Annotated in this window: 12 protein-coding genes; all 12 read right to left on the reverse strand. The window is 46.3% G+C overall.

Translation table 11 applies throughout. The annotated features are described in order from the left end of the window. Positions 1-39: 39 nt before the first annotated feature. Complete coding sequence (locus tag ACFQZT_RS30675; protein WP_379306472.1) at positions 40-1572, reverse strand: ABC transporter substrate-binding protein; 1533 nt, start codon at positions 1570-1572, stop codon at positions 40-42. A 101-nt stretch (positions 1573-1673) separates the two neighbouring features. Then, positions 1674-3278 (reverse strand): response regulator transcription factor, encoded by a 1605-nt coding sequence (locus ACFQZT_RS30680; protein ID WP_379306474.1) that lies wholly within the window; start codon positions 3276-3278, stop codon positions 1674-1676. After that, a complete protein-coding gene (locus ACFQZT_RS30685; RefSeq protein ID WP_379306476.1) occupies positions 3275-5032 on the reverse strand; it encodes a sensor histidine kinase in 1758 nt (585 codons plus the stop codon). The genes ACFQZT_RS30680 and ACFQZT_RS30685 overlap by 4 nt, the downstream gene beginning before the upstream one ends. A 131-nt stretch (positions 5033-5163) precedes the next feature. Next, a complete protein-coding gene (locus ACFQZT_RS30690; protein ID WP_379306478.1) occupies positions 5164-6048 on the reverse strand; it encodes a carbohydrate ABC transporter permease in 885 nt (294 codons plus the stop codon). Between the two features lie 14 nt (positions 6049-6062). Beyond that, complete coding sequence (locus ACFQZT_RS30695) at positions 6063-7028, reverse strand: ABC transporter permease (protein ID WP_379306480.1); 966 nt, start codon at positions 7026-7028, stop codon at positions 6063-6065. A gap of 190 nt (positions 7029-7218) precedes the next feature. Further along, a complete protein-coding gene (locus ACFQZT_RS30700; protein ID WP_379306530.1) occupies positions 7219-7980 on the reverse strand; it encodes an SDR family oxidoreductase in 762 nt (253 codons plus the stop codon). Between the two features lie 27 nt (positions 7981-8007). After that, positions 8008-9282, reverse strand: coding sequence for a glycoside hydrolase family 1 protein (locus ACFQZT_RS30705; protein ID WP_379306482.1), 1275 nt, complete (start codon positions 9280-9282; stop codon positions 8008-8010). A gap of 175 nt (positions 9283-9457) precedes the next feature. After that, positions 9458-9808: a TnsA endonuclease N-terminal domain-containing protein gene (locus ACFQZT_RS30710; protein WP_379306532.1), complete on the reverse strand. Its 351-nt coding sequence runs from the start codon at positions 9806-9808 to the stop codon at positions 9458-9460. Positions 9809-9922: 114 nt separating this feature from the next. Beyond that, the gene (locus ACFQZT_RS30715) at positions 9923-10162 is read right to left on the reverse strand and encodes a hypothetical protein (protein ID WP_379306484.1); all 240 of its coding nucleotides are present in this window, start codon (positions 10160-10162) and stop codon (positions 9923-9925) included. Further along, the gene (locus ACFQZT_RS30720; protein ID WP_379306534.1) at positions 10159-10548 is read right to left on the reverse strand and encodes an SDR family NAD(P)-dependent oxidoreductase; all 390 of its coding nucleotides are present in this window, start codon (positions 10546-10548) and stop codon (positions 10159-10161) included. The genes ACFQZT_RS30715 and ACFQZT_RS30720 overlap by 4 nt, the downstream gene beginning before the upstream one ends. Before the next feature lie 61 nt (positions 10549-10609). Further along, positions 10610-12154: a DUF5597 domain-containing protein gene (locus ACFQZT_RS30725; RefSeq protein ID WP_379306486.1), complete on the reverse strand. Its 1545-nt coding sequence runs from the start codon at positions 12152-12154 to the stop codon at positions 10610-10612. Between the two features lie 55 nt (positions 12155-12209). Continuing rightward, positions 12210-14477 carry a beta-glucosidase family protein gene (locus ACFQZT_RS30730; RefSeq protein WP_379306488.1) on the reverse strand — a complete coding sequence of 756 codons (2268 nt, stop codon included), beginning with the start codon at positions 14475-14477 and terminating at the stop codon, positions 12210-12212. Positions 14478-14623: the final 146 nt, after the last annotated feature.

The following is a 14623-nucleotide window of genomic DNA, read 5'->3' on the forward strand; positions in this document are numbered from 1 at the left end:
AACCAGGCCCATTAAAATGGAAACCTGGTTTTAACTTTCTTATTTTTTGTTTGCAGCCGTCCAAGCGTCAAGCTGTTTTTGCTTCTCAGCAATAACTTTATCGATACCCGCTGCTTTCAGTTTAGCTTTGAACTCGGATAACTTATCTGCTGGGTCGAGTGTTCCTGACTCCAACCCCTTCGCATACTGATCTGTTACATTTTTGAGAGCAATAATCTCATTTTTAACAGGCTCTGAATTGAATGTGAAGCCGAGGGCTTTCGATTTGATCGCTTTTTGATTGGCTTCTGCAGTCAATTTCCACATTTCCTGCAAATCTGACTTCATCAAATAGGCGATGGATGGGTTCGTATAGATCCAACTTTGAATCGAATATCCAACCGTCTTCGAATCAATACCGGCTGGGTAATCAATCGTATTTTCCGACACCTTCACATAGTGCTTCCCTTCAATGCCATAGATAAATAAATTAGCAAGATCCTTATCTGTGTACATCAGATTCATGAGCATCATGACGCGTTCAGGGTTAGTTGAGTTAGCGGATATGGTCCACAATCCCCCTTGCGTATTGGATGTAGTCGCATATATATTCTTCATTAACGGTGCAAACACGAGCTCTTTACCATTCGCCCGGATTTCCGATTCCAGGTTACCCGGTCTAAGGCCGATGAAATAAGAAAATGCCTTATCTGCTTTTAACAAATCAGAGGCGTTAGCTTGAGTTGTAGCGGCATCCTTGTTGATATATCCAGCCTTAGCCCAACTATGGACCTTATTCAAATAGTCTTCATACTCTTTGGTCTCAAACAAGTTCACGACCTTTAGGCCATTGTCATATCCTGGCAATACTCCCAAACGATCGCCCAGTTTATCATACCAAACATACACATCCGACGGCATGGATAAACCGGCGCCGAGCGGAACGATATTAGGCTCATTATCCTTAATCGTCTTATACACTTGATCCAAGTCATCGATCGTCTTGATGGATGCTACATTAATTTTGTACTTATCCACTAAGTCTTTCCGCATAAGAACTCCTGGAACTCCTGTCGTGTAATCCTTATAGACAGGCACTCCATAGGTTTTTCCGTCAATTTTAACGCTAGAAAGATAGGCGGGATCGATCTGTTTTTTGATGCCTTCGCCATACTTATCGAGCAGACTGTCGATCGCGACTATTTTTCCCGTTGCCACATCGGGGCTGTACCCAGCACCAAATTCAAAGAACAAATCAAGTTTCTCACGGCCAGAAGTCATCAAATTCATTTGTTGCGCCCAGGCGCCGATGCTGATGGGCATGATTTTCACTGTTGCGTTGATTTTGGCCTTTGTGATTTTGTTAATTTCATCTTGTACCGCTTGGGTATCCTTAGGTGCTGCTCCGAATGCCGGCATGGCAATTGCGATCTCATAGGAATCTTTCGTAGCACTGCTCGTGCTCGCACTGGAAGCCGGAGCTGCTGTAGAACCACTGACTCCTCCATTTTTCGAAGACGAACACCCGACAATCATCCCTGTTAACATGACTGTGACAAGCGACAATGTAGCCAATATCACTTTCCTATTCATCGTATCCCCCCAATAAGAATCATTGATTCACACCTTCATCATATCGTCCCGTATCGTGAGCGACTAACACTCTACCGACTTCATAATAGCGTTTTCACGACTTATTTGCCGCTGCTTTTTTGACTTCTATATTCCATTGGTCCCATCCCGACATGTTTCTTAAATAGTTTTGTAAAATATGAGAAATTCGTGTACCCCAAAGTCGACGCGATTGAGCTTACAGGGCGCTCCGTTTGAGACAATAACTCTTTGGCGACTTTGACTTTTTCAAGTACAATATAATCGGATAAGGCATAACCCGTCTCTTTTTTAAATATTCTCGTTAAATAATCTGGATGGAGAAAGACTTGGTCCGCGATGATTTCGCGCGTCATATCTTGATCCATGTTAAGAGAGATAAAGGTTTTTACGAACTGAACAATTTTTTCTGTCTCTTTGACCGCTTCTGCATGGATCATCGCTTTGCTCACAGAATGACGTACCCAAGCGAGCATATCCGTTATGGACCGCACCGCCGACTCTGAAATGCGTCTTGACTCTTCATCTCCAAATAATTGATTGGCTTCAATGCCTCTCAAGTTCAGATAGGAAAAAACGACTTGTGTGAAGTTTTGGTTGAATTGATGTAAGATTTCAGCATTGATTCCTTGATTGTTAACAAGGCTGCCTAATATCGATTCCACTTCATGAACGACAGCATCCTTAGTACCCGTCTTCATTAGAGACGCGACTACACCCAATGCCGGCAACTTCGCAGGGGACATGGAAGTACCGTTATCATGTTGAAGAAATACTTGATTCACGAAGGCAACATTGTTTCGGTCATGTCTCCGCAACTCAGCTACCATTCCGGTCATTTCATGTGCTTCTACAGATTGTCCAAAATAACAGGAGAGGTCACAGTAAAAATAATCTTTACAAGAATCGATATATTGTTGGCATGCTCGGTAAAGTTGTTCGTAATCCCAATTCTTCCCCCTATTGTCTACCATAATAATCAAGAGCATTCCTCGATCCAAATGAAAACAGATTCCGTTAGAACCATCACCGATCAGGATTTCTTCAGCTGAATTTTTAAGCGCATACTCAAGGATCTTCTCATCCCTTCGGTTTAACCCTTTTTTCCATCTCTGGACCGAGATAAGAATAGGGAGAAAGATCGATTCTTCGGTAATGGGAATGTGATGCAATTCTACTTGATCTCGTATCGCGGCAGGCTGGCTGGGTATGGAATTGTTGATCAAATCCACCCAGAACCGTTCAATGATAAAGGAATGATGCTTAATCCATAATTGATGGGACTGGCTGTTTCTATTGATTTCACTGTTTCGATCTATAATAGCCTGTGCCTTTAGAATGGCATTTTCCAAGTCAACTGCACGAACAGGCTTGAGTAAATAATCGATACTCCCAAGTTGAAGCGCTTCTTTGGCATATTTAAAATCAGCATGACTTGTAAAGAAGATCGTCACCGTATTCGGATGATACTCTCTTGCCCAAGTCAGCAAATCGAAACCGCTGCCAAGAGGCATTTCAATATCACACAACAGGATATCAATCCTTTCCCTTACGAACAGGTCTTTGGCTTGTCTGATATTTATCGCTGTAAACAGTTTACTGATGCCCAATTTATTCAAATCAAGATCTGATTTCACCCCTTCGATGGCAAGAACTTCATCGTCTACAATGAGCAGGTGATAACTCATCTGGTTTCCTCCATTCCTGGATTTGTAGGTATAATTATCTCGATTGTCGCTCCATGAGTATCCTTAAAGTTAGCGTATTGAATGGATGCGGCTTCTCCGTACAAGAGCCGTAATCGCCGTTCCACGTTCCAAATGCCAGTATGCTCGCCTCGTTCATTTTCCACACTTCTACCTGCCTGAAGTTTTTCAAGCACTTCTTTATTAAATCCAGGTCCCGTATCACGAATGCTTATTTTCATTCTGGAGCCGTGATCTTCAATCAGAAATTCAATCTGTACGACAATGGTAAGCGGCTCATCCAACGTAACGGCATGTTTAATGGAATTCTCGACAAACGATTGAATGACTAGTGGAGGAATAGGGACATCCAATAAATAATCCGGTGTGTGGAGCGTCCATTTCAATTTCCCAGGAAACCGCAAGTTCTGAATCTTTAAATAATTGCGTGTATGATCAAGTTCGTCTTTGAGCTGTACGAACGAGGTATTGCTGCGAAACATAAATCGGAAATATTCGATTAAAGACATGGTCATGTCCAAAATTAACTCATAATTCTTGATCTTGGCCAGATTATAAACGATATTAAGCGTATTCAGAAAAAAATGAGGGTTCACCTGCAGCTGCAGCCGCTGCAACTCCTCCTTTTGCTTATTTAACTGCTCCTCATACACGTTAATCCGGAGCCGTTCAACCTCGGACATCATGGCATTAAACGCGCCGCCCATCAGTTGAAATTCCCCCGAAGTATTACTAAGCTCTACCCTGCTGCTCCAATCTCCTTCTCGAACCTTTTTCATTGTTCGCAGTAACCGATATAACGGCACCAAAACAGATTGTCTCATGGAATACAACCCTATCGGAATAAAGAGGAAGGCAACGATCGTAATGAACCAAATGATGGATTGAAGGTAGGGCAGTTTAGCCAAAATATAATGATCAGGTATCAGTGCAATTAGACTGAAGTCTCCTCGATTGGACGGAGCACCTACCACTAGAAATTTCTTTTTGGTACCGGAAATATAATATTCATTCTCCTTTTCTTGCAGTTCAATCCCGTATTGATTTACTAGTTTTGAATCAGATATAGGCTCACCTTGCATATTGGCTAGTAGGACCTCTCCCCCTTCCCCGATCTGAAGAGAACGAAGAGGTTTTAATAAATCATCCGTACTAATCCAAGCTCCAAGATAGGTGTCCCCTGAACGCACAATGTCAATGAGGTAATTAACGTGGTTAATCCGGACATATTTCCAAACCTTAGAAGAACTCCCCATCGAAAATAGCTCAGAATGAATATAATCAATCAGATAATGTACAATCATCTCATTTTGCTTTATGGCAGAAGGGTTATTCTTAGAAATGTTAAAATAATCTTGCCTGTGTTCCGTATATACAAAAAATGAATTTATCGGATCGTACAAGTTAATATCTCTATTTAATTTGTTGAACAAATAAATTTTTGCACTGTAATACTCTCCATCTGTTCCAGCCTGACTAAGGGATAACAAATCATAGCCGGAATCGGCCACCGTTCTCATATAAGTGTCGATGTCGTCTAATCGGGAATCGCTTTGTTTCGTGTACAGGTTCAACATGTTCTTATATGAATCCGCAACCTGGCCGCGAACGACATGAATAGCATAGTAGTTGTTATATAAGAGCATCCCCACCAGCGGCATCGTCATAATAAGTACGCTGACGATTAGCTTGACTCGCAATGAGGCTCGTCTCCAGTGCCATCCGGGAGTAAACATGATCGTTTCGGCTCCTTTGAGGAAATGTTTTAAATTTCAAATCTATCATACTCTTATAACAACTGGTAACGCCACAACCATAATAAGTCAGTTGTGGCGCCAACGCATGTGGAGGAAATCAAGTCGGCACCTTATCCTTTTACAGCACCAATCATAATTCCTTTGATAAAGTATTTTTGGAAGAATGGGTACGCCACCAAAATCGGTAGGACCCCAATTACTGCAATGGCCATTTTCACAGCATCTGTAGGCATTTGTTGCAGAGCATCGCCTGTATTGTTCGTCATATTGGTAGTTATGAATTGAATATCCTGCATGATTCGATTAAGAAGATTTTGAATACTGAAAAGTTTAGGATCGGTAATATAGATCATGCCAAGCTGCCAATCATTCCAGTACATGATACATTCAAAGAGTCCAATCGTTGCTAGAATGGGGGCCGATAACGGAAGCACGATTGACCATAAAGTCCTGTATTCTCCGGCTCCGTCTATTTGTGCAGATTCGATTAGTGCACCTGGAATTGTCGTTTGAAAGAAGGTTCTCATCAACATAACGTAAAATCCGTTCATCAGGAGCCCTGGCACAATCAAGGACCAGATCGTATTTTTAATATGGAAGATTTGTGTATACACCAAGTAGGAGGGAACCAATCCCCCATTGAATAACATCGTGAAGAAGACGATAAACATAATCAAATTGCGATATGGTGTAACACTTCTGGATAATGGGTAAGCCAGAAGCGCCGTTATGGCTACCCCTAATAACGTTCCGACTAAAGTAACGAAGACCGTTACTCCGTAAGCACGAGCGATATCCCCCCCTCTTTCATACAAATATTCATACGCGGCCGTACTAAACGTATGGGGAATGAAAGAATAACCATGCGCAATAATGTCATTCTGATCCGTAAACGAAGCGGAAATGAGCAGAATGAAAGGGAGAATACAAAAGACTGTGAACAAGAACATCATGATATGGCTAAACCACGTCAAGCTTCTGCTTTCATTTTTCAAGGGTATCTTCCTCCTTAGAACAACGCGCTATCTTTGCTGTACAGTCGCACCATATAGTTTGCAAGCATAACAAGTAGAAATCCAACGATAGATTGATATACACCTGCTGCTGTGGACAAGCCAATATCACCATTGCCCGTTAATCCTTTAAATACATACGTATCGATCGTAGCCGTTGTATTAAATAATGCTCCGGAATTCATAGGAACCTGATAGAATAAACCGAAATCAGAGTAGAAAATCCGTCCGATACTGAGCAGTGTCAACATGATGATGACTGGTGTTAGAATCGGCAAGGTAATATGGCGGATCTGCTGCAATCGGCTTGCGCCATCGAGTCTCGCAGCTTCATAATATTCTTCGTCAATCCCAAGCAATGCCGCAAAGAAAACAATGCTCGAATAGCCAACACTTTTCCAGAATTGAACCAAAGATAGAATCCACGGCCAATACTTTTCCTCCGTGTACCAAGAAATGCCGTCTTTTATTCCGAACCAAGGGAGTACCGTATGATTCATGAATCCCGTATCCGCACTCAAGAGGGCATATACCAAATAGCTGACAATGACCATGGAAATCAGGTGGGGCAAAGTAATCACGCTTTGATAAAACTTAAGCAAGATTTTGTTTTTAATCTCATTCAACAAGATCGCGCAAGCAAGGGACAAAAAGGTTCCTACAACAATAAATAATAGGTTGTATAGAATCGTATTTCGGGTAATGATAAAAGCGTCCGATGTCTTAAAGAGATATTCAAAGTTTTTAAATCCAACCCAGTCACTCTCAAAAATGCCTTTAGCAAAATTTATTTTCTTGAAGGCAATGGCGATTCCCAACATCGGGAGATAATTATTAAACAACAAGTAAAGAAGTCCAGGGGCCATCATAGTCAGAAGCGGCAAGTATTTACGGTACCGATTTTCTCTTTTCTTGTACTGGATACCGGCCCGCGGTACAGTCGCCGATACGGCTTTTTCCATTTTATTGTCCCTTCCTTTCTGTGTTATACTCAAATGTCTTACCTTGATCATAATGGATTCGCTCTCGTCTATCTAACAATCTAACGACTTCCTATTGACGTTTTAACGATTTTTTTCTATCGAGAAAACTTATACTTTCTGGTAAAAAAAGACTGATTGGGGAAAAGCCCCAGTCAGCCCTTCACTAACCTCAATACGACGTCCAGCCACCATCAGCCGTGATGACAGTCCCATTCACAAACTTTGAATCCTCAGATGCAAGGAAAAGAGCAACGGTAGCAATTTCATTTGGGTCCACCGGTTCGCGCCGTTGTGTACCCGCTCCATCTTGGAATATCTGTAAAGCTGTCATATCGATATTGCCCATCGAATTCATGATGCTGGTTAGAACACCGCCTGGTGCTATGGCATTACAGCGAATGCCGGATTTCGCGTACATGTAACCAACGTTTTTGGTCAGTCCCACTAGACCATGCTTGGAGGAGGTATAGGCTACTCCCCCTTTAGCCCCAGTTATTCCTGCGGCGGAAGCAATATTTACAATTACGCCCTCCCCTTGTTTCAACATGAACGGAAGCGCTTTGCGAATGGCGCGCATTGGACCTGTCAGATTAATGCCTATAACCCGTTCCCACAAATCGTCCTCGATCGTTTCGATTAATCTGAACCCGTCCATAATCCCTGCATTGTTTACGAGAATGTCGACTCTTCCAAATGCTTCGGAAGCTCTTTCCACCATGGCCTGGATGTCTTCTTCCTTCATGACGTTAGCGACAACGCCTATGGCGGTACCACCATTTTGGTTAATCTCGTCAACAACTGCTAAGGTGGCTTCTTCATTCAGGTCCGCTACCACGACCTTGGCGCCTTCCTCCGCATACAGTTCCGCAATCGCCTTGCCAACACCTGAGGCAGCTCCTGTTACAATAGCTACTTTATTTTTCAGTTTCATACCCATCTTTCCCTCCTCCTCCTCTCCTTAGATCGCATTTTCTCTAGCGATGTTTCCTAGATGAATGCCGCTAGGCTTAATGGTTCGCTCTTGAGTCGTACGATCCACTGCAATGAGTCCAAAACGTTTAGAGAACCCAAGCTGCCACTCAAAATTATCCATCAAGGACCAATGCATATAGCCCAACACCTGCAATCCGTCCGCAATACAATCATGGACACCTTTCAAAGCACGATCGATAAAAGCAACACGACGTGTATCATCATCCGTTGCGATTCCATTTTCAGTAATCATAATTGGTACTTTCAGATGCTCGCTAACATATCGGACAACAGCTCCAAGCGCCTCCGGGTAAAATTCATTCCCCATTTGTGTCGTCTCCGCGCTTTCCGGCACGGGCAGAATGCCATCAGGCCCATATACCATCCGCGTATAGTTTTGCAACCCGAAAAAGTCATCGTCCTTCAAATAAGGAAGGAATTGAAGGAACTCCTCTTGCAATGCATGGGCCGCCTTCTCTTCTCCCCCAGGAGTACTCTGGATGTCGTATAGCGATAAAGTGATTCCGACTTGTGTATGCGGACTAATCTGCCGGATTGCAGCTTTCGCTTCCATATGCGCTTGAAAAATGATTGCCAAGCCCTCATCCGTGCGTGGAGCCAGAAACGAGTTAACCTCGGTTGGAGGCAAGCCAAAAGCCTTGCTCAGCTCCTCAAAATATTTTTGCATTTTAGACATTATGTCCATATTCATGCCAACCTGTGCACCTGGTGCCCCCGCTTGGGCTTCGTGACGCTTTATGATTTTTTTAATTCCAATGGAGATATTCGCTTCATTAATCGTACATACATATGGCATCAATTCGCCTAATTCACGCATGACATGTGTACAATATCGTACAAATCGGGCAGGCGTATCCGCCGACTCCCAACCCCCTAGCCGAATGAGCCATTGCGGTGAGCTGAAATGATGGAGAGTCACAATCGGAGTTATATTATTTTCTTTGCACGCAAGTAGAACTTCCCGATAATGTTCAATTTCTGACGCTTCGAATTGCCCCTCCTCCGACTCGATTCGAGCCCATTCAATAGAGAACCTATAGGAATTCAATCCCATATTAGCTATCTCAGTAATATCACTCTTAAAACGGTTATAATGGTCTACTGCGTTGCCTGACGGTTCCTTGAACACCGAGCCCTCCAAGTTTTCCATCAGCCAAAAATCAGAATTCCTATTATTGCCTTCCACCTGATGCGCTGCAGTGGATGCCCCCCATAAAAAACCTTCTGGAAAATGTGCCATGCCTACTCCTCCTTAACTTCAGTTAATAATAGCTGTATTCCCATTTTATAAAGATCCTCTAATAGCAACTAACAATCTAACGACTCTTCTCTGACGTTTTGACGACTTTCTTAAAAACAAAAATAGACCTGTTCGCTAGGTCTCTAGAATGAAAAAGACATGATTAAATTGTCGTTTAAGTACCAGAATAAAATCGGTAAAACGTTAGCGAAGAACCATCAATTGACTTAAGGGTTGAAAGAATAATTCCCCAATCTATACCTTGCTCTTCAAAAAAGGTTTTTTCTATTTGAAAGAGTTCTAGGGTCCTCGGAGTTAAATCACTAGGAGTCTTAACCGTTCTAACAACATCTTCTAATCCTTTTTCTGTCTCAATTGTGATCATAAAATCAGTCGTTGCAAGAATAGGTTCATTATCTTTATTTGCATGCTTAATATTCAATTGCTCCGCAATTTCAATACTTCGTTCAATCGGAGTAAAGAGTTTTGTTGGATGACAAATTGGTTTTGAAGTACTTCTGAACAGAAGATTTTCTGTGCAAGGTCAATTACGCCGTCGAAGGAAGATGGATCGGCTCGGACGGAAAAGCGTTCCGTCCGTCTCTATCGACGACGGATGCCTTGTTCTATTCCAAACCAGTCAAGCGCGCGTTGAGCTCCCACAGCCTTCGACGAAATTGGCTGTCATATGCTTGCTTGTCGGCAATCGATTCCTTTTTCGATCAAAGTATTTCCCCGACACCCCTACCAGTTCGGACGAAACAGCCAGATAGACAACTGCATATGCGCCGGAACGGACGCTGCCCAACGGAGAAATTCCGCTTTCGCGCACCATTTTCGTATCGAGGATCCGTTTCAGCCCGGCGGACGCGACGTTCATAATTCGTGCTGAATTTGTTTCCAACATCGGCAGCAGCAAACCGTTGAGCAGAAACGAGGCCAAATAATTGACGCTAGTCGAAGCTCATAACCATCCCAGCTTAAGGTGCGCTCCCCCCGGCCCGCGATACCTGCGTTGTTGATCAGCCCATCCAGACCGGCATACTCGGCCTGTACCTCCGCTGCGAGCCGCCGCACTTCGGCATGCGACGAAAAGTCCGCCTTATGAAAACGAATGTTTTCGTTTCCCATTAACCGGACGATCTGCTCCACCGCAGCTCTTCCCCGCTCGTCGCTTCTCCCGTGCACAATTACGGTCGCCCCTCGCGCCGCCAAATCGATCGCGGTCCGTTTGCCGATGCCGTCCGTCGCTCCCGTAACAAAAATCGTTTGTTCATTAGTCCTCCTTGATCATGACTTTTGGTCAACCACTATTTGCTCCGATCCACTACCGGTATTGATACATCTCCACTCGCAAGGCGGCAGGATTGATCCCGATTTTCATTCTATAAGCAGCTTCGTCACCATTAAGTACGCGTCCGGAAACCCATTCATCTTGTACAAACGTTCCTTCTTCAATTCGGATAAAACTTACCTTCCCCGAATCCCCGCGTTTCGGCAAAAACTCTACTGAAAATCCAATCCCAGTGAAAATAAATTCATGGTCAGAGACCTCAATTACGAGTCCCCCCGATACCGGCTTGCCTTCTTGCCGACGACTGTAGGATACCTTTATATCATATTTGGAGAAGGATAACATGCACCCTAGATCATGGTTTTGGAGAAATCCCGTCATTTTGCCTGTTCCGCGATACTTCTGAATGACACCCAACATATTTCCTAGTAACTCATAACTGCGTGCAAGATAGGGACCGGTTCCATTCAGGTTAAAGCCAGAAAAGTCTATATTGAGAGCCATCAAAAGACCTATATCGATTTGACTGCCGTCATTCAAGGGTGGAGCGAGGAAATCTTCAATACCGAAAGGCGAATAACATAAAGCATCATGCTTTCCAAGCGCATAAAAAACATTCGTAACCGATTCAATATCCCTTCTAGCTTCGGGTATAAATAGTGGATTATCATTGTTTGCCGTATATTCCTCGCAAACCTCGGCGAAATTGGACAAATAAATATCCGGTGCATACAGACAAAGGGTCGGTGCCGTTGCCTTCCATAGCTTCATCACCTTCGCAATCGGTCCCCCGCTCGGGTATGTTCCGGGTCTCCAAGGAAATTGCTCCAACCAAGCGTTGACAAATAGCGGCAATGGGTAGACCTTGGAACCCGCGCTTGCTATTTGTTCGACCGCTCGGGCATAATGATAAGCCATGAAGTATTCTGCCGCGTCTTCCGCGAATGCTTCCGCCCACGTACCTCCAATTCCGTAAAGGGATTCAATCTCGGTAGGGATCGGACGATCGAATTCAGCGTTCGCATGGTCGGAATAATCCCGGTCGCTGCCGAGAAACCCGATTTCATTCTCCACTTGAACCATGATGACCGTATGCCGGTCACCGTCTACCTTTTTCAAATGAGCCATAAGCTGTGAAAAAGCATTCGCGTCGGCTTCTACCGCAGTCACGCACAACGGCGAAATGGTGTCAGACGGTTCATTATTTTTATATACGGCTCGGAAATAGGTTTTGTAATCCTTCTTCACCCAGCCCGGGACATAACTGGAAATTCCATTCTTCCATAATCCGAACCATAATAACACCAAACGCACATTCTCTTCCCGTGCTTGTTCGATGATACAATCAACCAAATGAAAATCGAATTCTCCCTGACTGGGTTCAATTAATTCCCAAAAAACCGGAAAAATCACTGTATTTAGATGCAGGCCTCTGAGATGTGGCCATACCTTTTCTTTCATGTAGTTTAGATTTGAGGAACTGGAATTATGAATTTCGCCGGCTAAAGCGATGTAGGGTTTACCATCAACATAAAGGTTATAGACTCCGTCTTCTTTTAACAATTGCGGCAATGTCATGAAATATCTCTCCTTAGACGAATAGCCCCCACGCACGCGAAGAGGCTATTCTCGTTTATTGATTCAATTGCGCCAAGATCCGCTCAAGATGCTCCTCCGTCATGGCCTCACCGCTGAATGCGATCAAGGCGCGCAAAGGCAAATATTTCATGATCGCCTCCATCATATCTGAAGCATCGCCGGCATCCTCTCCTGCAGCGCCGAATGGATTCCGCTGCTTCAAGATGTGCTCGATGACCGGCCGCGTCGCTGGATCCGCTAGCAAATCTCCGACAGTCGAGTTGCGGGTCGCCTTCGCTCGAATGGCCGCCGTCGATTCGACGCGAACGGTATCCACTAGGACGATGTCTCGCGAGGATTTCCCTATCAGAATCTCGAACTCGCCCGTCTCGACGCGCCAATCCTTCGTATCGACGTCGTAATAGGCGAACGAGCGCTTGTCGAGCGTGATCGTCACGGTCTTCTGCTCGCCTGGCGCAAGCTCCACCTTCGCGAAACCCTTCAGCTCTTTCATCGGCCGGATCACCTTGCTTTCCACGTCGCGAACGAACAGCTGAACGATTTCTTTGCCGGCGCGATTTCCCGTGTTCTTCACCTTCACCTGAACGTCCAGCGTCTCGTCGTCGCGGATTTCCTTCTTCGCGATCGATAGATCGGAGTAAGCGAATGTCGTGTAGCTGAGGCCATGGCCGAATGGGAACAGCGGCTCGACTTTCTTCGTGTCGTAGTACCGGTACCCCACGAAGATGCCCTCCCGGTATTCCACCCGGTCCCCTTCGCCGAAGTAGAATAGATAGGACGGGTTGTCCTCAAGCCGAGTTGGGAACGTCTCGGCCAGCTTGCCGCACGGGTTCGCGTCCCCGAACAGCAGATCGGCGATCGCGCCGCCGAGCGCCTGCCCGCCCAGGTACGCCTCCAGCACTGCCTTCGCGCTTCCGATCCAAGGCATCTCCACCGGCGAGCCGTTGCTGAGGACGACGATGAGCTTCTGCTGCGCAGCGGCCACCGCTTGAATCAGCTCGACCTGGTTGGCCGGCAGGCGCAAGTGCGTCCGGTCGTACCCCTCAGACTCGTAACGGTCCGGCAAGCCGACGAACAGAACGGCAACATCCGCTTGCGCCGCGGCACGGATCGCCTCCTCGACCATCTTATCGTCCGAAGCGTCGCTGTCCAAGTCGTAGCCTTGAGCGTAGGAAATCCGCGCCCCGCTGCCGGCCGACTTCGCGATCTCTTCCCGAATGTCCTCCAGCTTCGTCGGCTTGATATGCGAGCTTCCGCCGCCCTGGTACCGGGGCTTTGCAGCCAGCGCTCCAATGACAGCGATGCTGCCTTCTTTAGCCAGGGGAAGTATGCCGCCTTCGTTCTTCAGCAGCACCATGCTTTCCCGCGCGACTTCTCTGGCAAGCTGATGATGCGCCTCGGGATCATAGCTGGCGCTTTGCTTTTTGCTGTCCACCGCTTTGAAAATAATCCGCAAAATCCGCTCAACCGCCCGGTCCAGCTTCTCCTCGGACACCTTCCCGGCGCGGACTGCTTCGACGATCTTCCGGTCGCCCGCCCCGCCGCTTGACGGCATTTCGAGCTCGAGGCCCGCGGCCAAGCCGTCCGCTCGCTCGTTGACGGCGCCCAAGTCGGAAACGACGAAGCCCTCGTGCCCCCATTCATTCTTCAGAATATCCGTCAGCAAGTATTCGTTCTCGGAAGCATATTCCCCGTTCACTTTGTTGTAGGAGGACATGACCGTCCACGGCTGCGACATCTTGACCGCGCCCTCGAAGCTTGCGAGATAAATCTCGCGCAGCGTCCGCTCGTCAACGACGGAATCGCTTGTCATCCGGCGATGCTCCTGGTTGTTGGCGGCGAAATGCTTGAGCGACGTACCGACGCCCTGGCTCTGCACCCCGCGGATGTGGTGAGCGGCCATCTGGGAGGACAAGAACGGATCCTCCGAGAAGTATTCGAAGTTCCTGCCGCACAGCGGCGAACGCTTGATGTTCGCGCCGGGCCCAAGCAGAACGGCCACGTCCTCGGCCTGGCATTCCTCGCCGAGCGCCTGCCCCATCTTCTCAATCAGCTCGCGGTTCCACGAGCTCGCCACGCCGGACGCGGACGGAAAGCAGGTCGCCGGCACGCTGTCGAACAGGCCGACATGGTCGGCGCCTGCCTTCTGCTTGCGCAGGCCGTGAGGGCCGTCGGTCACCATGATCGACGGGATGCCGAGCCGTTCGATCCCTTTCAGATGCCAGAAGTCTTGCCCGGAGCACATGCCGGCTTTCTCCTCCAGCGTCATCTGAGAAATCAATGTCTTTAAGTCGCGTTCCATTTCTTTTCCTCCCCATATATCTGCTTTGCTCCCATACCAACGGCGGCTTCGGCGCTAGCTTTAAACCGCTTTGAATACTTCGCCTTCGGTTATTCCTTTTTCATTAAAGGCATCCACTCTGACATATACCGGCCGATCTTTTATTA

It is taken from the genome of Paenibacillus sp. GCM10027628 (assembly GCF_042676385.1).
Taxonomy (GTDB): Bacteria; Bacillota; Bacilli; order Paenibacillales; family NBRC-103111; genus Paenibacillus_E.

What these genes read in the sequence shown, in the direction of transcription:
- ACFQZT_RS30675 (WP_379306472.1), bottom strand. Translation starts at nt 1,572, where the DNA reads ATGAATAGGAAAGTGATATTGGCTACATTGTCGCTTGTCACAGTCATG.
- ACFQZT_RS30700 (WP_379306530.1), bottom strand. Translation starts at nt 7,980, where the DNA reads ATGAAACTGAAAAATAAAGTAGCTATTGTAACAGGAGCTGCCTCAGGT.
- ACFQZT_RS30715 (WP_379306484.1), bottom strand. Translation starts at nt 10,162, where the DNA reads ATGAACGTCGCGTCCGCCGGGCTGAAACGGATCCTCGATACGAAAATG.
- ACFQZT_RS30730 (WP_379306488.1), bottom strand. Translation starts at nt 14,477, where the DNA reads ATGGAACGCGACTTAAAGACATTGATTTCTCAGATGACGCTGGAGGAG.
- ACFQZT_RS30725 (WP_379306486.1), bottom strand. Translation starts at nt 12,154, where the DNA reads ATGACATTGCCGCAATTGTTAAAAGAAGACGGAGTCTATAACCTTTAT.
- ACFQZT_RS30695 (WP_379306480.1), bottom strand. Translation starts at nt 7,028, where the DNA reads ATGGAAAAAGCCGTATCGGCGACTGTACCGCGGGCCGGTATCCAGTAC.
- ACFQZT_RS30680 (WP_379306474.1), bottom strand. Translation starts at nt 3,278, where the DNA reads ATGAGTTATCACCTGCTCATTGTAGACGATGAAGTTCTTGCCATCGAA.
- ACFQZT_RS30705 (WP_379306482.1), bottom strand. Translation starts at nt 9,282, where the DNA reads ATGGCACATTTTCCAGAAGGTTTTTTATGGGGGGCATCCACTGCAGCG.
- ACFQZT_RS30685 (WP_379306476.1), bottom strand. Translation starts at nt 5,032, where the DNA reads ATGTTTACTCCCGGATGGCACTGGAGACGAGCCTCATTGCGAGTCAAG.